Below are 18,903 nucleotides of genomic sequence, written 5' to 3' on the forward strand. Positions count from 1 at the left end.
CTCACTCCCCACGGGGCGCTCTGTCCAGAAGCGGCGCCGCGTCGGAGAGTACCCCGGAGATCCGGGCCAGCGTTGCCGCATCCCGCTCGACGGGCCCGAGCACGGGGCCCCTGGCGGTGTCCCACCGTCGCGCGATCGCGCTGGGATCCTCTTCGGTCAGCAGGCCCGCCGCCTGCGCCGCCGCGCCCAGCGCGACCAATTCCTGAGCTTCGGGGACCTGGACGGGGCGTCCGGAGAGGCGACGTACGGTGTGCTGCCAGGCCTTCCCACGTGCTCCGCCTCCGATGAGCAACAGCGGGGACGACCGGTCGGCGTCCGAATCCAGTACCAGGTCGAGTGCACCGAGCAGTGAGTGCACGGCCCCCTCGTACGCGGCCCGCAACAACTGTCCGGGCGTCGTGTCGTGCCGCAGGCCGTGCAGTACCCCGGAGGAGTGAGGCCGGTTCGGGGTGCGCTCGCCGTCGAGGTAGGGCAGAAGCGTCACCGCACCACCGGGTTCGACGGCCTCGCGGTCCAAGTGGAGGAGTTCGCCGATCCGGTCCACGGCCAGTGTGCAGTTGAGGGTGCAGGCCAGCGGCAACCATGCGCCGCGCGCGTCGGCGAAGCCCGCGACCGTGCCGGTCGGGTCCGAGGGACGGTTCTCCGACACCGCGTACACGGTGCCCGAAGTACCGAGGCTGAGCACCGGTGTGCCGGGACGCAGCCCCAGTCCCAGAGCGGCGGCCGCGTTGTCACCGGTGCCCGGGGCTACCAGCGTGCCTCTGGAGAAGGGCAGATCGTCGCAGTCCCGGACCGTTCCGACGACTTCGCCCGGGCGTGCGACACGGGGGAGCAACGCCGGATCCAGGCCCACCATGCTGAGGATGTCCTCGTCGTACTGCTCCGTTCCCGACGCCCACCACCCCGTTCCGGAGACGTCGCCGCGGTCGGTCGTGCCGAGCCCGGTGAGGCGTTCCGTGAGGTAGTCGTGCGGCAGGCGCACGGCAGCCGTGGCTCGGGCCGCGGCGGGCTCGTGCTCGGCGAGCCAGGCCCACTTCGTCACGGTGAAGGAAGGTCCCGGCACACTGCCGACGCGATCCGCCCACTCCTTGGGGCCGCCGAGGCGTTTGACGAGACTCCGTGCCTGCGGGGCCGACCGTACATCGTTCCAGAGCAGGGCCGGCCGCACCGCGCTGCCGTCCTTGCCGAGTGCGACGAGCCCGTGCTGCTGGCCGCCGATCGAGACCGCCGAGGCCTCCCGAGCGGCCTGCCCGCACTGCCGGAGCGCCGCGCACAGTGCGTCCCACCACTCCTGAGGGTCGCTCTCGCGGTGTTCGCCCACGGTGACGCGGTGCGGGGCCTGCCCGCTCGCGACGACGCGGCCGGTGGCCGTATCGACGACCAGTGCCTTGGTGGACTGTGTGGAGCTGTCCACACCGACGACGAGCGGGCCCTGGACTGTGGGCGCTGATGACATGACGGTCTCCGTTCCTGCGGGTCTTCCCGGGTATGCCCCGAAGTTCCCTCCTCTTCCCAGTGGCGCCCTCGGATACTAATTTGTAAACGGCCATGACGAAATAGGCGAGGGAGCCGCACATGAACTACCAGCCCACTCCTGAGGACAAGTTCAGCTTCGGCCTGTGGACGGTCGGCTGGCAGGGCAGGGACCCGTTCGGAGACGCCACGAGGGCCGCGATCGAGCCGGCCGACTCGGTGCGGCGCCTCGCCGAACTCGGTGCCTACGGAGTGACGTTCCATGACGACGACCTCATCCCGTTCGGGTCGTCGGAGGCGGAACGCGAGGGCCACGTCAAGCGCTTCCGGCAGGCACTGGACGCAACAGGTCTCGTCGTGCCGATGGTCACGACGAACCTCTTCGCCCACCCCGTCTTCAAGGACGGCGCGTTCACCGCCAACGATCGCGACGTGCGCCGGTACGCCCTGCGCAAGACGATCCGCAACATTGACCTCGCGGTCGAACTAGGCGCGCGCACCTACGTCGCCTGGGGCGGCAGGGAGGGGGCGGAATCGGGTGCGGCGAAGGACGTGGGCAATGCGCTCGACCGCATGAAGGAGGCCTTCGACCTGCTCGGTGAGTATGTGACCACCCAGGGCTACGACCTGAGGTTCGCGATCGAGCCGAAGCCGAACGAGCCGCGAGGCGACATCCTGCTGCCCACCGTCGGCCACGCCCTCGCGTTCATCGAGCGCCTGGAGCGGCCCGACATGTTCGGTGTCAACCCCGAGGTGGGGCATGAACAGATGGCGGGCCTGAACTTCCCGCACGCCATCGCCCAGGCGCTGTGGGCGGACAAGCTCTTCCACATCGATCTCAACGGCCAGACCGGCATCAAGTACGACCAGGACCTGCGGTTCGGCGCCGGTGATCTGCGCAGCGCCTTCTGGCTGGTGGACGTTCTGGAGCGGGGCGGGTATGACGGGCCGCGGCACTTCGACTTCAAGCCGCCGCGTACGGAGGACTACGAAGGAGTGTGGGCGTCAGCCGAGGGGTGCATGCGCAACTACCTGATCCTTCGCGAACGTGCGGCCGCCTTCCGCGCCGACCCGGAGGTACAGGAGGCGTTGCGCGCGGCGCGCCTGCACGAGCTGGCCGTTGCCACCGCTGACGACGGGCTGTCCGGCCTGCTCGCCGACAGGAGCGCGTACGAGACATTCGATGCGGAATCGGCGGCAGCGCGCGGGATGGCCTTCGAGCGCCTCGACCAGTTGGCCATGGACCACCTCTTGGCGGCCCGGAGCTGAGCGCTCTCTTCACGTCCCCCTCCGTCGGTGTCGCACCCTGAGCGGTATTTCCGACGCGAGGCGTCGGCCTCGGCAGGCGATCAGGAACGATGACGGCGCCTCCTGCGAGGGGCAGGAGGCGCCGCCGCCAGCCACCGGTCGATCAGCACCCGAGAGCGCGGTGCCCGGGTCAACCCCCTTACCGATAGTTCGCGCGGACAGAGCTGACGTATCCGATGCTTCGGGTCGAGCCGGAGAAGGCTCCCGCGGCCAGACCTTCCTGAACCGACGTAGTCCACGCTCGCTCACGACATGGCCGCGCTCAATCGCTGGTCAGAGGGAGTGCGTGCGCCGGTGTTCCCGGCGCACGGACACCCCGCTCGTATGCGCCGGCGGGCTTCTTCGCACGTGTTTCGGCCACGTACCACCTGCCACACCGACGCATGAGGCTTCCAGACCGTTGAGCGCCCGCTGTCACTCGCTGCCGGTGGCCATGGCCAACGCGGTCGCCGGGTCGTGGGCCGCCGGCCCTGCCGGGGCCCAACGACCGCCGTCCTTGCGATAGGGCCACCAGCGGCCGTCGCGTCCATGGCGCAGTTGCGCGTCCGCACCGATGACGGTCCAGCGGTTGGCGGCCGCCTGCAGCCGGGGCCGTTCGTCGTCGTCCCAGGCACCCTCCAGAGCGGCACGCGCGCGTGCCAGCGTCTCCTCCTTCGGCGTCCACTCCTCTTCGAGTACGTGGAGCGCGGCGCGCCCGCCGTACCGCCAGGCCCGTACGGCGAGGGCCAGGCCGTGCGGACCGCGGCCGGAGGAGTCGGCGAGCCGCGCCTCGACCACGGCTCCGGGCGCACCGGCCGCCAGTCGCACGGCGTCCTCACCGCTCGTCAACTCGTCCTCGACAGGCTGCCTCTCATGCTCGGCGGCGAGCGCGTCCGCCAGCATCCGGTACGCCTCGACAGCCGTCTGTGCGGCCAGGAACTCCACCGCTGACACATCGAGACCCGGCGCAGGTTCCGCCTCGGTGTCCAGCGCGGGCGGCAGGCCCGGCTCTGCGGGCAGCGGAGGCAGCGCGGGCAGCGGCGGGAGGATGGCGCCGTCCGCGTAGGCCTCCGCGGCGTCCACGCCCTCTGAGGCGGTCTCCTGGCTGCCTTCCGAAGGCTGCTCCGCGTCGACCGTCGTGACGCTTCGCACCTGGAGCTCGTCGAGGAGTATCCGCTCTCCGCGGCCGCGCATCAGGAGCAGGACGAAGGGGTCCTCGTCGAGCAGACGCGCCACTTGGTAGCAGAGCGCCGCAGTGTGCCCGCAGTGGTCCCACGCGTCGCAGTCGCACTCCGGCTCCAGGTCCCCGATGGCGGGCAGGAGTTCGATCCCGGCGGCCGCGGAGTCCTCCACCAGATGCGGCGGCATCTCGCGGTCGAGGAGCGCCGCGATGTGCCCGGCCCGCTCGACCGCCATGGCCAGGAAGCGGTCCCACTCCTGCGAACTCAGCTCCTGCAGAAGGACATCGGAACGGTGCGGGGTGCCGTCGCGGTCCTTGACGACCGCCGTGATCCGGCCGGGCCGCACCGAGACCGCGCCCACGGCGCCCGCGCGCGCGAGCCTGCGGCCCGCCTTGAGCTGCTGCAGGTCGAGCGCCGTGTCCTCGAGAGCCTTGAGCCAGGCCTGCCCCCACCAGCTCTGCGCGAAGCCCTTGCCGTGCGCGGGCGGCAGCGCCGCGAACGTGCGTTCCTCGGCCTGCCTGCCCGCGCGCGGGCCGTCGTCCCCGGTACCGAACGACTCGTCATGGATGTCACTCATCGCGTTCCCCCTCGCAGCTCCACCAGATCCGACAGCTCGGCGTCGGTCAGCTCGGTCAGAGCGGACTCGCCGGAGCCGAGGACGGCGTCCGCCAGCTCCCGCTTGCGCAGCAGCATGTCGGCGATGCGGTCCTCGATCGTGCCTTCCGCGATCAGCCGGTGCACCTGCACCGGCTGCGTCTGCCCGATGCGGTACGCGCGGTCGGTGGCCTGCGCCTCGACGGCGGGGTTCCACCAGCGGTCGTAGTGCACCACGTGCTCGGCACGCGTCAGGTTCAGGCCCGTTCCAGCCGCCTTCAAAGACAGGAGGAAGACCGGGACCTCGCCGTCCTGGAAGCGCTGCACCATCGCCTCCCGTCCCGCGACGGACGTGCCGCCGTGCAGGAACTGCGAGGGGACACCGCGGGCCGAGAGATGCTGCTCGACGATCCGCGCCATCTGGACGTACTGAGTGAAGACGAGCACGCTCGCGCCTTCGGCAAGGATCGTGTCGAGCAACTCGTCCAGCAGTTCCAGCTTTCCGGAGCGACCCGGGATCCTGGGCGTGTCCTCCTTCAGGTACTGCGCGGGGTGGTTGCAGATCTGCTTGAGACCGGTGAAGAGCTTGATGATCAGGCCCCTGCGGGCGATGCCGTCGGCGCCGGAGATCTCCGCGAGCGTCTCGCGCACCACAGCTTCGTAGAGGCCCGCTTGTTCGGTGCTGAGCGAGACGGCGCGATCGGTCTCCGTCTTCGGTGGCAGCTCGGGTGCGATCCCCGGATCCGACTTGCGGCGGCGCAGGAGGAACGGACGTACGAGCTGCCCGAGCCGCTCGGCGGCGGTGGGATCCGCGCCGCCCTCCACGGCCTGGGCGTAGCGCGTACGGAAGGTGCTGAGCCTGCCCAGCAGGCCGGGCGTCGTCCAGTCGAGGATCGCCCACAGCTCGGAAAGGTTGTTCTCCACCGGAGTGCCGGTCAGCGCCACGCGCGCGCGTGCACCGATCGTGCGCAGTTGCTTGGCCGTGGCCGAATACGGATTCTTGACGTGCTGGGCTTCGTCGGCGACGACCATGCCCCAAGAGGTCTGACCGAGCTTCTCCGTGTCGAGCCGCATCGTGCCGTAAGTGGTCAGCACGAACTCGCCGTCCGCCAGGCCCTCCAGGTCGCGCCGGGCCCCGTGGAAGCGGCGGACCGGCGTGCCGGGTGCGAACTTCTCGATCTCGCGTTGCCAGTTGCCCATCAGCGACGTCGGGCAGACCACCAGCGTGGGCCCCGCTGACTCCTCCTGCGCCTGACGGTGCAGATGCAACGAGATCAGCGTGATCGTCTTACCGAGACCCATGTCGTCGGCGAGGCAGGCGCCGAGACCGAGCGAGGTCATCCGTGCCAGCCAGTTCAGGCCGCGCAGCTGGTAGTCGCGCAACTCGGCGGCAAGGGCCTCGGGTTGTCCGACGGGCTCCATGCCCTCCGGGTCGGCGAGTCGTTCACGCAGGGTGGCGAGCCACCCCGTCGGTTGCACGTCGATCTGCTGCCCGTCGACCTCGGCCGTGCCGGTCAGCGCGGCGCTGAGCGCGTCGATCGGGGCGACCTTGTGATCATGCCGGTCGCGGGCGCGGCGGGCCTCTTCAGGATCGATGAGTACCCACTGATCGCGCAGGCGCACCACCGGACGGTTGGACTCGGCGAGACGGTCCAGTTCGGCCCGGGTCAGCTGTTGGCCGCCCAGCGCGAAGCGCCAGTTGAAGGCCAGCAACGCGTCGGCGGACAGGAAGGACGGCGTGTCCGAGGAAAGCTTGTGCGGGCCCTTGCCCTGCTTGTCATCCTCCTCGTCCGGCGGGCCGATGACCGCCCGAGCGGTGAGATTTCGCGCCAACTCCTTGGGCCAGTGCACGTCGACACCCGCGACGGCCAGCATCCGGGCGCCTTCACCCAGGAGCGCGGTGACGTCCTCGTCGGCCAGCTCGATGGCGTCGGGCACGGTGGCGGAGAGCAGTGGGGCGAGCGGCGGCCACGCGCGCGTGGCGCGACGCAAGGCCAGCAGGGCGTCCATGCGCCAGCGCGGCCCGAAGGCCTGCTCCGGCGTCCCAGTTCCGGCCCACACGTCGGCGGCGTCCGCGACGAGGGACGGGTCACTGACGCTGTGCAGCTGCGGAACCGCGCGGAACGGCAGACGCGTGCCGTCCTCGGCGACCGCGGCGAGTCCGGGGACCTCCACGCGCAGCGAGACGCGGACACCGGCGTCGTGACCGGCCGCCACGTCCAGGGCCCAGGCGCGCTGTTCGGGAATTCGCTGGGGCTGCGGTGCGGTGAAGACGGAGCCCCCTGATGCCAAGGGTGCCGCGGGGGAGCGCGGCAGGGTGTCGGCCACGGAGTCGAGGAACTGGCGCAGCAGCCGCTCCGGCTGGGGCAGGCGCAGCGGCGTCCCGCCGTCCAACGGCAGCGCGTGGGCGGCCGGTGGCATCGCTGCGGCCAGCTCGCGCAGCCGCTGCAGGTCCTCGGCGCCCAACGGCCCCGCACGCCACGCGTCGTAGTCGCCGGCGGTCAGTCCTGGCAACAGCAGCCCGCGGGCGGCCAGTTGCAGCGCCAGTACTCCTGCCGTACCCCAGAAGGCACCCGTCGCGTGTACCCCTGCCGCGGCACGCGCGCGCGTGAGGACCGGCAGCGCGGCGCGGACAGGGAGAAGCACCGCGGGCACCGTGGCGAGCTCCACGCCGTCATCCCCGGGTACGACGAGCTCCAGCTCCTCGTAGGAACCGGCCGCGATGTCAGGAGGTCCGGTGCCGTCCGGGCGCCAGAAGGCGACGCGTCCGTCGCGTGGAGGATCGCCAGGCACGAAGAGCACGGAACAGCGGCAGAGTTCGGGGATCTCGGAGGGCGATACGACAGGGGGCCTGTGCACAGCGAGACGCATTCCTCAAATTTGACTACTGAGACTGGAACGGCCGAGGGTACCGGACGGGCGGCATTCCCCCGATGGTCGACGGCGGTGATTCAGGTCACTACGGCAGGGAGGGGTGTAGCCAGCCCCCCTCTGCCGAGCGGTGCTGCCCCCCGGTCGTACCCGGGTGGTGCCGCCATGGCGGCCATGGGCCGCTGATCCGTACGTTCTGTGAGGTCAGCCCGTCGTCACGAACACCGGAGACCCACCATGCCCCAGGCCGCGGCAGTCGCGGAACGCCCTCCAGTCAACGCTGGCAGGCAGACCGCCGGAAGTGATTTCGCTCCCCTCCTGCGCACGGTCAAGGAGCAGGGTCTCCTGAACCGCCGCATCGGCTGGTACATACGCACCATCGCGATCAACACCCTCGCGCTGGCGGCTGTGGGCATCGGAATGTTCCTTCTCGGAACCTCGTGGTGGGTACTGCTGCTCGCCCCCGTCCTGTCCGTCCTGTGCGCCCGGACGGCGTTCATCGGCCACGACGCGGGCCATTCGCAGATAACCGGAAACCGGTCCGCCGGCCGCGCCATCGGCCTCGTGCACGGCAACCTCTTGCTCGGGATGAGTTCGGCTTGGTGGAACGACAAGCACAACAGGCACCACGCGAACCCCAACCACATCGAGAAGGACCCTGATGTCGCCGCGGACGTCCTCGTGTGGACCAGCAAGCAGGCCAAGGTCAGGGTGGGTTTCCGGCGCTGGCTCACCCGCAATCAGGCCTGGCTCTTCTTCCCGCTGACGCTCCTTCAGGGCGTCGCCATGAAGATCTACGGCTTCAAGGACCTGCGTCGCCAGGATGCGCGCGAACGCGTGGTGGAGGGCCTCCTGCTCGTCGCTCACCTCGTCGGCTACGTGGCGCTGCTGCTCACCGCGATGCCCCTCGGCCACGCCGTCGCCTTCGCCGCGATCCACCAAGCGCTGTTCGGCCTGCACCTCGGGCTTGCCTTCGCGCCCAACCACAAGGGCATGGAGATGCCGGACCCGGACGGGGAACGGTGGGGACACCTGCGGCGCCAGGTGCTCACCTCACGCAACATCCGCGGCGGCCCCGTGGTCGACTGGTTCCTCGGCGGCCTCAACTACCAGATCGAACATCACCTGTTTCCCAGCATGCCCCGCCCGCACCTCCGGCTCGCCCAGCCGGTCGTGCGCGCACACTGCGCCCGCGTAGACATGTCCTACGCGGAGGCCGGATTCGTCGACTCCTACCGTCAGGTACTGCGCCACATGTACGAGGTCGGCGAGCCGCTCCGGATCGAGTAGCCGTAAGGGCGGTGAGTAGCCATTCCGCGAGCCAGGGTTCTGGGGACCGCGACCAGTAAGGGTCACGGTTCAGGGCTCTCTCAGGGGCGCGGTCAGGAACCACGAGAGGCCCGATCCCGTTTTCCAGGGCAGAGAGCGGCAGAAGCCGCGAAGGAGGCGACACACATGTCGAAGAACGCGAAGATCGCCGCAGGAGGTGTGGCGGCCGGACTCATTCTGCTGATCTGGCTGCCGTGGTGGGCCGCACTCCTGATCGTGCTCGGAGTTCCCACGGCTGCCTATCTGACCCTCGACTCCGGTCAGCGGCGAAGGCTGCGGCGCGTCACGCGCAAGGAGATAGGACGCTGAGAGCCGTGTGCGCGGTCCGATATCCGTGAGGCCCGGCCGCTCAGAGCTGCGTCCTTGGCAGTCCTGAAGCGGGCGGCTGGCCGATCCGCGAGGGAGTCTCCGGCCCGGCTCAGGAAGGGCGGACCGCCATCTTGTCGAGGGCTTCCAGCAGCGCGGGAAGTTCGGGCCCCCGGCCCACCGGAAGCACCTCTCCAGGTTCCTCGTCCAGCAGGACGAATGCGATGTCGTCCGTCCTGGCGACCATGGACCAGCCGGGTCCGTCGGCCCGAAGGGTGCGCGCGTCCCCCGAGGCGAAGGACGAACGCACCCGGCCCAGCGGCGGGGGAGTGTCCACGTACGCCCGGGCTTCCGCCAGGACCCGCCGGACGCCGGTCGGCGGAGCCGCTCCGGTGCTCTCCGGGGCATCCTCTTCGGCTCCGTCCCCGGCGAAGTCGACGTCGTTCACCTGAGCTCGCCAGGCCGCCCACTGCAGCGCTATCTCATCGGCGCCCAGCCGCCGCTGAGCGGGCCCCCAGGTGTCGGCAGTCGGTGGTGAGAGCGGTGGCCGCGCGGCGTCCTCGGGGTCCGGTTCCGGATCGTGCGGGGCCGGCACCCCGGGAGCTGCCACGGCGACCGCGAGAGGCCAGCCGGGCAGCGCGGTGACCACCGTACGTTCGTCAGGCGACAGGTCGTACTCCATGCCGCAGTCCCAGGAAGCGATCGCCACGGCCACGAGGGACACGTCATCGACGACGACCGTCCAGCGCGCGCCCTCGCCGTCCTGGCCGAGCACCAGTCCGTACCCGGCGGCGAGCGGCGCGAGACCGAGCGCCGCACATGCTTCGGGATAGTCGTCGCCCAGCACGCTGGGGAACTTCGCGGGCGTGAGGAGCACTGCTGTCAGCACGTACAGCGCGTCGTCCTCGGCGGCGACAGCGTCGTCCGTCCCGGCCATGCCAGCCTCCCCATCGCTTCATCCGTCGGCGCACCCTAACCACTCGCCCCAGAGATCGTCGAGGGGTGGATGACCAGGAAATTCACGAGCGGCCCACCGTCTCCGACAGCCCGGGAGGGGAACCGGCGCAAGACGGGAGAGTCACGCGGCGGGCAGACCCAGGAGTGACCGGGCCACGTCCCGCGGTGCTTCGTCGCGTTCGCGGGCGAGAGCGATGACCGCTCGGCACGCGAGCTCGCTCACGCCGAACGACAGTGCCTCCGGAGAGACCCAGCCGGTGGCTTCGTCCATCTCGTCCTCATCGTTCTCGGCGCATGCCGACACATAGACGGCGGCCGCTTCGAAGAGGTTGTGCGTGCGCCTGGGACCCTCATGTATCCGGGCGGGATCATCCACGTCTCGTACCGGCTTGTTGGCACGCCAGTATTTGCGGAATCCGTCAAACATGCGGTCCACCTTCCCCCGGCCCGGCCACCGCCGCTGAGCGTTCATCTTCCGTGCCCCAAAGTAGAGTTGGTGCTCCGGCGACAGAAGGGGGACCGCGCCATGAAGCGTTTCGAGCGGCTCGAGCAGATCAGGCGCCTGGATCCGGAGCGGGACTTCCTCGAGATCTACCGACTCACCACGGCGTTCGAATTTCCGTGGGACTATACGCGCGCTCTCGAACTCGCGCTCTACCGCACCTACGCAGTGCCCAGTATCGGTCGTCTGCTCGCACAGACAGCCGAGCTGACGAATCGTACGCAGAAGCGTTACGACGACACGGTGCTGCTCCTCGACGCCGTCGTGGAGCACGGTTTCACGAGCGAAAAGGGCCGCGCCGCCATCCGCCGCATCAACCAGATGCATCGCAGCTACGACATCAGCAACGACGACATGCGCTACGTACTGTGCACCTTCGTAGTGGTACCGAAGCGGTGGATCGATGCCTACGGCTGGCGCAGGCTGTCACGTCACGAGAGGGAGGCCACCGCCGCGTACTACCGCACCCTCGGGCAGCATCTGGGCATCAAGGAAATCCCGGCAAGCTACGACGAGTTCGAGGCGACCCTCGACGGCTACGAAAAGGCCTACTTCAACTGGGACCCAGAAGCGCGTGCGGTGTCCGACGCGACATTGGTCCTGATGGCCTCGTGGTATCCGCGCCCCATGGCTCCGCTGCTGCGCCGTGCGACCCTTGCGCTCCTCGACGAGCCGTTGCTGCGGGCTTTCCGCTATGAGCAGCCGGGTGCGGTCACCCGCTCCATCGTCAGGGGTGCGGTGCGACTGCGGGGGCGCACGGTGCGCCTCATGCCGCCGCGCGTTACGCCGCATCACGCGCGACAGAACCGCGAGATCAAGGGATACCCGGACGGGTACGAGATCGCCGAGCTCGGCTCGTTTCCCGTGCCCGGCGTTCGTGGATGCCCGGTTCCACGCGGCGGCGGTTCAGCGGCGACTTGGCCCGACCTGGTACAGCGGGGCACGACACCGCGATCATGACCGCCGTCGCCCGGGGCGCGCTCAGTCCCGGCGTACGGCCACTGCGAGAAAACGGGCATCCTCGTCGACGTAGGACGTCATGCGCCAGCCGGAACCGGTAAGGAGCGGGGTGAGGTTCGCCTCCGCCCGCAGATCGTCCGGAGTGAGCTGCCGCCCCTGCCGTGCCGCGAGCGCCGCCCTGCCGATGGGATGGAAGAGGGCGAGCAGCCCTCCAGGGCGCACCACCCGCCTCAACTCCTGCAGATTCTCGGCGGGATCGGGCAGATGGGCGATGAGGCCGGCGCCGAAGACCGCGTCGAGTGACTCCGCGCGCAGCGGCAGACGCGCCACGTCGGCACGCACGAGCTCTCCGTGGTGGTGCCTGCCCGCGCGTGTAGCGGCCTCCAGCATGGCCGGCGTCAGGTCAACCCCGAGGACCACGCCGGAGGACCCTACGGCGTCCCTGAGCGCCGGCAGCGCTCGCCCGGTCCCGCATCCGGCATCGAGTACGGACGAGCCCGGGCGGAGCGTCAGCTCGTTGACGGCGGCTCGATAGGCCGGTCCGTCGTCGGGAAAGCGGGCGTCCCAGCCGGCCGCGCGCGCTGTGAAGAACTCCTGGACCTTCGCATGGTCGTCGCTCATGCGACCCATGATCCCGCACGCGGTCGTACGCGGTCGCACGCGCGTTGGGTGCACTCGTTCGAGCGTGACGCGATCGTTCCAGGCCGCCTCTCTGTCATATTCCGGCAGCTTTCGAAATGCGCCCCCATCGTGCGCCCCAGGTCGGACTAGCGTCCCGGGGCCATGGGACACCTGGACCACGCCACCTTCGGCTGGCTGACCCCCGTACTGTCGTACGCGATGGCCTGTATCGGCGCCGCCCTCGGGCTGCGCTGCACCGTCCGCGCGCTGGGCGCCTCGGGCCGCTCACGCCGCAACTGGCTTGTCACCGCCGCCTCCGCCCTCGGTACCGGCATCTGGACGATGCACTTCATCGCCATGCTCGGCTTCGGCGTCACCGGCACAGAGATCCACTACAACGTGCCCCTCACCATCCTCAGCCTCCTGGTCGCGGTGGTGGTGGTAGGCACCGGAGTCTTCGCCGTGGGATACGGACGGGATCGCGCACGTGCCCTCGCACTCGGTGGGCTCACCACGGGGCTGGGCGTCGCGAGCATGCACTACCTGGGGATGGCGGCCCTGCGCCTGCACGGCGACGTGCGGTACGACCCGGTACTCGTCGGACTCTCCGTGGTCATCGCGGTCGTCGCCGCGACCGCGGCTCTGTGGGCAGGTCTCAACATCAAGTCGCCGCTCGCGGTCGTGGTGGCGTCACTGGTGATGGGCGGGGCGGTGAGCAGCATGCACTACACGGGAATGCTAGCGGTGAGCGTAAGGGTGACTCCCTCCGAAGCAGCACTGCCCGGCGCCACGACGATGCAGTTCATCTTCCCTCTCGCCGTAGGCCTCGGGTCCTACCTCTTCCTGACCTCGGCATTCGTCGCGCTGTCCCCGACCACGGGCGAACGCGAGGCCTCCGTTTCGGCCCAGCGACCCCTCGACGACGCAGCCCGCTTCTGACGTCGACGGGCCGGCCGGGCGACACACCGCACCCCACCCCAGCGAGGAGGCCATGGACATCCCCCGCAGCACTCCCGAGCCGTCCGAGACAGCACCTCTGCCTCCGGATTCCCCGACGCGTGGCCGCCGCGCCCACGCGGGCCCACCCGCCGATGAACACCACGACCGAGAGGAACGGTTCACCGATCCGTCGCCCACCAGAGCACCCACGCGCGCGGGTTGGTGGCGGGCACGGCCGCGCACTGTGCGCGCCAAGATCGTCTGTCTGCTGATGGTGCCCGTCGTCTCGCTCCTCGCCCTGTGGGGCTACGCGACGGTCAGCACGGCACAGGACGTGGCACGCCTGCGCCAGGTGCAGCGCGTCGACGCCGACGTGCGTACGCCGGTCGAGGCGACCGTCACGGCACTCCAAGCGGAACGTGTCGCCGCCGTACGGTACGCGGCAGAACCGGACGCCGACCGTGGCGGCGCACTGCGAAGGCAGGCGACGCGGACCGACCGCGCCGTGGCCCGGCTGACCTTGGGTGACCATCGAACCGTCGCGGACGGAGCGGGACTCCCCAAAGGCGTGACCGACCGGCTGTCAGCGTTCGTGTCCGGCGTCGGGAGCCTGCGCTCCTTACGGGCCGAAGTGCTGGACGGCCGAACGGGGTGGGACGTGGCGTACGGCCAGTACACGAAGACGATCACTCGCGCCTTCGCGGTGGGCGGCGCCCTCACCGGCATGCAGGACGCCGCACAGGGGTCCCACGCGCGCGTGCTGCTCGAATTCTCCAGAGCGGGGGAGATGCTGGCGAGAGAGGACGCCCTGCTCGCCGCCGCCCGGCTGGACGGGGCCCTGGAGGGTGAGCGGCTCCGGCTGTTCACCGGTGCGGTCGCCACCCGCAGGACGCTGACCGAAACGGCGGTCGCGGACCTGGGCGCACCGGAGCGGGCGGCCTGGCGTGAAGTTGATGCAGGCGGCGCCTACGGAGTGGTTCGGACCACCGAGGACAAGGTGACGCTGGCCGAGCCCGGCCGCAAGGCGCTCGCCGCTGCCCCAGGGGGCCCCTGGGACGAGGCCTACGCGGCTGTCAGCGGCGGGCTCCGCGCCATTGAGGAGAAGGCGGCACACAGCGCCGCGGACGGCGCCGACCCGCTCACTCACGGAGTGCTCACCGCGGCAGGTGCCGCCGTACTTCTCGGACTCGTTGCGGTCACCGCCTCACTCGTCATCTCCGTACGCATCGGCCGAGGCCTCGTCGTCGAACTCGTCAGCCTGCGCAACGGTGCCCTGGAGATCGCTCACCGCAAACTGCCGGAGGCCATGCGGAGGCTGCGCGCCGGAGAGGAGATCGACATCCGTGCCGAGGCGCCCCAGGGGCCGGCCGCGGAGGACGAGACGGGACAGGTCTCCGAAGCGCTCGATACCGTCCACCGGGCAGCGCTGCGTGCGGCGATCGAGCGTGCGGAGCTCGCCAGCGGCATCTCCGGAGTGTTCGTCAATCTGGCCCGCAGGACGCAGGTCCTCGTTCACCGGCAGCTCAGCCTTCTCGACAGCATGGAGCGCAGGGCGGATGATCCCGACGAACTCAGTGACCTCTTCCGGCTCGACCACCTGACGACCCGGATGAGGCGCCACGCGGAGAGCCTGATCATCCTGTCCGGCGCCGCCCCGGGCCGCGCCTGGCGGATGCCCGTCTCCCTGACGAACGTGGTGCGTGCGGCGGTGTCCGAAGTCGAGGACTACGCGCGCGTGGAGGTACGACAACTCCCCGCGGCCTCGGTCATCGGGACCGCCGTGGCCGACCTCACCCACCTCTTGGCCGAACTCGTCGAAAACGCCGCCCAGTTCTCACCGCCCCACACCAAGGTGCGGGTCAGTGGCGAACCGGTGGGGAACGGCTATGCCTTGGAGATCGAGGACCGAGGGCTCGGCATGGGCAAGGAGATGCTCACCGAAACCAATCGCCGCGTCGAGCAGTCCGAGGGGCTCGACCTGTTCGACAGCGATCAGCTCGGTCTCTTCGTGGTCAGCAGGCTCGCAGCTCACCACGGCATCAAGGTGCACCTGCGCACGTCCCCTTACGGCGGCACCACCGCGGTCGTGCTGCTGCCCACTGCGCTGCTGCACAGCCACACGGCGGAAGACACCGGGACCCACACCGCTGCGCCCCGCCCCCTGGCACGCAGGGACGACCCGGGCAAGGAGTACGCCCCCGTGCGGGGAGCAGCCCATCACCACATGAACGCCGACTCTGTTCCTGCCCCTGCCCCTGCACCGCATCCCGTGCTGGCCGCAGCGGCCGAGGAATCGTCCGTCGTAGGCGTCACGACGTTGCGTCTGCACCGGGGTGGAGACACGCGGGACACCCCGGAGACCACTTCCGCTGATCGTCACGGCAACGGCTCCCTCGACATAGCCAGGGCCGATGCCCACGATACGTCGGGCGAACTGCCGCGCCGAGTCCGTCAGGCGAGCCTCGCCCCTCAGCTGCGCGAACGCCATCCCGCGGACCAAGGCGACTCAGCAGGAACAAGGAGACAGGACGAGCGCAGCCCGGAGCAGGTGCGCGACCGCATGACCGCCTACCGCGACGGCTGGGCCCGCGGGGGCGGCCCGCTTCCCGGCACCGGCGGTTCGGCCCCGGCGAGTCCGGCGCATGAAGCGGGCACGGACAGCAGCGAAGGAGACACCACATGATCCAGGATCAGCGCACCCCGACAGAGCAGACCGGACAACTCGACTGGCTGCTGGACGACTTGGTACTGCGCGTGGGCGAGGTGCGGCACGCCGTGGTGCTGTCCAACGACGGACTGCCGGTCGGTGCGTCCACGGGTCTCACCCGCGAGGACGCGGAACACCTCGCCGCCGTGGCCTCGGGCTTCCACAGCCTGGCCAAGGGGACAGGCCGGCACTTCGGGGCAGGCGGAGTGCGCCAGACCATGGTTGAGATGGACGACGCCTTCCTGTTCGTCGCAGCCGCGGGCGACGGCTCCTGCCTTGCGGTTCTCTCCTCAGTGGCGGCCGACATCGGCCTTGTCGCGTACGAGATGGCGCGCATGGTGAAACGGGTCGGCGAACACCTCTACACTCCGGCGCGCTGCGTCGAGCGGCCGCCGGTCGCCGGATGACCGGGACGGTCGGGACCTCATGACCGAAGACGCAACGCCGTGACCGAGGGCGGTCGGAACGTATGACCGAGGACATGAGCAGCATGCCGGATCGGCCCGGCAGCCAGTGGTACGACAACGAAGCCGGGCCCCTCGTCCGGCCCTACGCGATGACGGGCGGGCGGACCAGTCCGGGGCCCCGCGGGGTCCGCTTCGACCTGATCGCCCTCGTGACGTTCGATTCCGACGCCCCTGGGCCGGGTGACGCCGTGCTCGGCCCTGAACACCGGGCTCTCATGGAACTGTGCCGCGCCGAGACACAGTCCGTCGCCGAGCTCGCCGCCGGCGCTGATCTGCCCGTGGGGGTGGTCAGGGTGCTTCTCGGCGATCTGCTGGAGATGGGTTGCGTCACAGTCACCCGACCGGTGCCGCCAGCGCGACTTCCCGACGAAAAGATCCTGCGAGAGGTGATCGATGGGCTCCGAGCGCTCTGACGCCGTGGCCGCCGAGACAGCTGCCATGGCGCTGAAGATTCTGGTCGCGGGCGGCTTTGGGGTGGGCAAGACCACCCTGGTCGGCGCGGTCAGCGAAATCCGCCCACTGCGCACCGAAGAAGTGCTGAGCGAGGTGGGCCATTCGGTGGACGACACCGAAGGCGTCGACCGGAAGACCACGACGACTGTGGCCATGGACTTCGGCCGCATCACCATCCGGTCCGGCCTGTCGCTGTACTTGTTCGGCACTCCGGGCCAGGACCGGTTCTGGTTCCTGTGGGACGAGCTGTCACAGGGCGCTCTCGGCGCAGTGGTGCTCGCGGACACCCGACGGCTCGAGGACTGCTTCCCCGCAGTGGACTACTTCGAGCATCGTCACATCCCGTTCGTCGTTGCGGTCAACTGCTTCGCCAACACGCGTGCCTACGGCGCGCAGGACGTGTCGCGTGCCCTGGACCTCGACCGAGGAACGCCGGTGGTGCTGTGCGACGCCCGGGACCGTGATTCGGGCAAGGAGGTGCTGATACGCCTGGTCGAACATGCGGGGCGGGTCCATACCGCACGGCTGCTCGACTCCGTGGGCTGAGGCCACCGAGCCATCCGATCGGCGTGCTGTGCGGGACGCCGCCCATCCCCGACGGTCGAGAGGCCGACGGCGCAGGTGCCGGGCCAGATGAGGGCCCGTCATTGGTCACTGGTCATTGGTGATCGGTCATCTTCTGTGCCATGTCCCCATCACGCTTGCCGGGGCGCCGGTCGTGGTGAAGGCTGGCAGGTCAGATCCTCCAGCCAGGGGGAAGGTACACGGGGAGACAGAACATGGGGCACAACACGGGGCTCGGCTGGCTACTGGACGACTTGACGCAGCGGATGGAGCACGTACGGCATGCGCTGGTGCTGTCCAACGACGGCCTGGTGACCAGCGCGAGCTCGGATCTCGAACGGGAGGACGCAGAGCATCTCGCCGCGGTCTCCTCCGGACTGCACAGCCTCGCCAAAGGGTCCGGGCGACACTTTCATGCCGGCGACGTGCGCCAGACGATGATCGAGTTCGACGACGCCGTCCTCTTCGTCACAGCGGCGGGCGAGGGCAGCTGTCTGTGTGTTCTGAGCTCGGCGGAGGCCGACATCGGCCAGGTGGTCTACGAGATGACGCTGCTCGTGAACCGTGTCGGAGAGCATCTGGGCGTGGACGCCCGACAACCCGAACGCACGCCAGTCGTGGACCTCTGACCTGCGCTGACGTCGCCACGTCAAGAGTTATCCACAGGCTCGGCGAGGATCGCGGTGATCGGGCTACGGTTTTTCCCGAGAGCAAGCACATCTCACGGGGGAGATCAACCATGACCGGTGGCACCATTACGCAACCCGCACGCGCGGCGACCCTGCCGTCGGCGGTCACGCCGAGCCGGGCAGCGAAGGAACTGGGGCTGAAGCGGGGCGAGTTCGACCTGGCAGTAATGCTGGGGCGCATCCGCACGGTAGGGGAGGCGACGGGCGGCCAGCGACGGGTCACCCGCGAAGAGATCGACCGACTGCGCGGCTGCGACGGTTTTCCCGAGATGCTGCGAGAGAGTGTCAGAGCCGTGGGCACCACGGAAGCCGCAGGGCTCATGGGCATCACCACGGCCCGGTTCACCCGCCTCGCACGTGCCGGCGTCCTGACGCCCGTGCGCTTCTACCTGAATCGCTACCGGGCGGTCGTGTGGCTCTACCTCGCAGAAGAACTACGGCATTTCGCCGAATCCAAGATCAACACCAAGCTGCTCACGGGACGTATGCCGGAGACGATGCGGAACCGCCTCGACGGGGGCCAGGACCTGCGAGCACGCAATTGGCGGGGGCGTTACGCAGGGTTCCTCCTGCGCCAGTCCGACGATCCGTGGGAGCGCGCCGCCGCCATGGCTTCCCTACTCGACCCGGTACAGACCGCGGAGTTCATCAGGGACCCCTACGAACGGGCCTACCTCAATCGGCTCAAGCCCGTGCCCCGCACCCATGGAGCACCGGACTCGCCCGGGGCACGGATCCTGGAGAAGATCACGACCGCGGACGACCCCGACGAGATCCGGTGGCTGCGCTCAAGCCTGTTGATCGGTCTCGTGCAGGCCCGAGCACAGCGTCCGGCACCACGGCCCGCTCAACACGCCAAGTCTGTGACGGCCACGCCCCAGCCCGCCTCCGAGCCGTTGAGCGAGGTCGCGGTCCAGGGGTCACGTCAGGAGTCGCGAGGCTTGATGAAGTGGTTGCGCCGCAGGAGGACATAGGATGCAGGCGTCGGGGCATCGGTGCAGGC

At 69.7% G+C, this 18,903-nt stretch carries 17 protein-coding genes; 11 read left to right on the top strand and 6 right to left on the bottom strand.

The window, feature by feature from the left end; genetic code table 11:
• Window position 1: 1 nt before the first annotated feature.
• Entirely contained in the window at window positions 2-1,456 is a 1,455-nt protein-coding gene (xylB, locus tag AC07DI_RS32505; protein WP_478908069.1) for a xylulokinase, read from the bottom strand.
• Between the two features lie 119 nt (window positions 1,457-1,575).
• Here xylB and xylA point away from each other — a divergent pair, with 119 nt between their 5' ends.
• Window positions 1,576-2,742 carry a xylose isomerase gene (xylA, locus tag AC07DI_RS32510; RefSeq protein ID WP_478908071.1) on the top strand — a complete coding sequence of 389 codons (1,167 nt, stop codon included), beginning with the start codon at window positions 1,576-1,578 and terminating at the stop codon, window positions 2,740-2,742.
• A 453-nt stretch (window positions 2,743-3,195) separates the two neighbouring features.
• Here the strand turns inward: xylA and AC07DI_RS32515 are convergent, their stop codons facing one another.
• Window positions 3,196-4,518 carry an SWIM zinc finger family protein gene (locus AC07DI_RS32515; RefSeq protein ID WP_478908073.1) on the bottom strand — a complete coding sequence of 441 codons (1,323 nt, stop codon included), beginning with the start codon at window positions 4,516-4,518 and terminating at the stop codon, window positions 3,196-3,198.
• Entirely contained in the window at window positions 4,515-7,406 is a 2,892-nt protein-coding gene (locus AC07DI_RS32520; protein ID WP_478908074.1) for a DEAD/DEAH box helicase, read from the bottom strand. The genes AC07DI_RS32515 and AC07DI_RS32520 overlap by 4 nt, the downstream gene beginning before the upstream one ends.
• Before the next feature lie 237 nt (window positions 7,407-7,643).
• Between AC07DI_RS32520 and AC07DI_RS32525 the strand changes: the two genes are divergently transcribed.
• Together AC07DI_RS32525 and AC07DI_RS32530 are read left to right on the top strand one after the other, a co-directional pair.
• The gene (locus AC07DI_RS32525) at window positions 7,644-8,696 is read left to right on the top strand and encodes a fatty acid desaturase family protein (protein ID WP_478908075.1); all 1,053 of its coding nucleotides are present in this window, start codon (window positions 7,644-7,646) and stop codon (window positions 8,694-8,696) included.
• Between the two features lie 165 nt (window positions 8,697-8,861).
• Window positions 8,862-9,044 carry a hypothetical protein gene (locus tag AC07DI_RS32530; RefSeq protein WP_384253258.1) on the top strand — a complete coding sequence of 61 codons (183 nt, stop codon included), beginning with the start codon at window positions 8,862-8,864 and terminating at the stop codon, window positions 9,042-9,044.
• A gap of 109 nt (window positions 9,045-9,153) precedes the next feature.
• Here AC07DI_RS32530 and AC07DI_RS32535 read toward each other — a convergent pair whose 3' ends face one another.
• Together AC07DI_RS32535 and AC07DI_RS32540 are read right to left on the bottom strand one after the other, a co-directional pair.
• Window positions 9,154-9,978, bottom strand: coding sequence for a hypothetical protein (locus AC07DI_RS32535; protein ID WP_478908076.1), 825 nt, complete (start codon window positions 9,976-9,978; stop codon window positions 9,154-9,156).
• A gap of 141 nt (window positions 9,979-10,119) precedes the next feature.
• Window positions 10,120-10,425 carry a hypothetical protein gene (locus tag AC07DI_RS32540; protein ID WP_478908077.1) on the bottom strand — a complete coding sequence of 102 codons (306 nt, stop codon included), beginning with the start codon at window positions 10,423-10,425 and terminating at the stop codon, window positions 10,120-10,122.
• Between the two features lie 99 nt (window positions 10,426-10,524).
• On the opposite strand from AC07DI_RS32540, the gene AC07DI_RS32545 reads away from it, so the two are divergent.
• Window positions 10,525-11,460, top strand: a complete 936-nt coding sequence (locus AC07DI_RS32545) for an oxygenase MpaB family protein (RefSeq protein ID WP_478908078.1) — start codon at window positions 10,525-10,527, stop codon at window positions 11,458-11,460.
• Between the two features lie 21 nt (window positions 11,461-11,481).
• On the opposite strand, the gene AC07DI_RS32550 is transcribed toward AC07DI_RS32545, so the two are convergent.
• A complete protein-coding gene (locus tag AC07DI_RS32550; protein WP_478908079.1) occupies window positions 11,482-12,081 on the bottom strand; it encodes a class I SAM-dependent methyltransferase in 600 nt (199 codons plus the stop codon).
• Window positions 12,082-12,243: 162 nt separating this feature from the next.
• Between AC07DI_RS32550 and AC07DI_RS32555 the strand changes: the two genes are divergently transcribed.
• The 7 genes from AC07DI_RS32555 to AC07DI_RS32585 all read left to right on the top strand — a co-directional run bounded on the left by AC07DI_RS32555 (window position 12,244) and on the right by AC07DI_RS32585 (window position 18,874).
• On the top strand, window positions 12,244-13,020 hold the full coding sequence (locus tag AC07DI_RS32555; protein ID WP_478908080.1) for an MHYT domain-containing protein: 777 nt from the start codon (window positions 12,244-12,246) through the stop codon (window positions 13,018-13,020).
• A gap of 52 nt (window positions 13,021-13,072) precedes the next feature.
• Window positions 13,073-15,703: a sensor histidine kinase gene (locus tag AC07DI_RS32560; RefSeq protein WP_478908081.1), complete on the top strand. Its 2,631-nt coding sequence runs from the start codon at window positions 13,073-13,075 to the stop codon at window positions 15,701-15,703.
• The gene (locus AC07DI_RS32565) at window positions 15,700-16,134 is read left to right on the top strand and encodes a roadblock/LC7 domain-containing protein (protein WP_384253238.1); all 435 of its coding nucleotides are present in this window, start codon (window positions 15,700-15,702) and stop codon (window positions 16,132-16,134) included. Before AC07DI_RS32560 ends, AC07DI_RS32565 begins: the two co-directional genes overlap by 4 nt.
• 62 nt (window positions 16,135-16,196) lie before the next feature.
• Window positions 16,197-16,607, top strand: coding sequence for a DUF742 domain-containing protein (locus tag AC07DI_RS32570; RefSeq protein WP_384253235.1), 411 nt, complete (start codon window positions 16,197-16,199; stop codon window positions 16,605-16,607).
• On the top strand, window positions 16,588-17,193 hold the full coding sequence (locus AC07DI_RS32575) for a GTP-binding protein (protein ID WP_478908082.1): 606 nt from the start codon (window positions 16,588-16,590) through the stop codon (window positions 17,191-17,193). The genes AC07DI_RS32570 and AC07DI_RS32575 overlap by 20 nt, the downstream gene beginning before the upstream one ends.
• Before the next feature lie 233 nt (window positions 17,194-17,426).
• Window positions 17,427-17,840 (top strand): roadblock/LC7 domain-containing protein, encoded by a 414-nt coding sequence (locus AC07DI_RS32580; RefSeq protein ID WP_478908083.1) that lies wholly within the window; start codon window positions 17,427-17,429, stop codon window positions 17,838-17,840.
• A 110-nt stretch (window positions 17,841-17,950) separates the two neighbouring features.
• On the top strand, window positions 17,951-18,874 hold the full coding sequence (locus AC07DI_RS32585) for a DUF6397 family protein (protein WP_478908085.1): 924 nt from the start codon (window positions 17,951-17,953) through the stop codon (window positions 18,872-18,874).
• Window positions 18,875-18,903: the final 29 nt, after the last annotated feature.

The sequence above is a fragment of the Streptomyces sp. NPDC044106 genome (assembly GCF_056433985.1).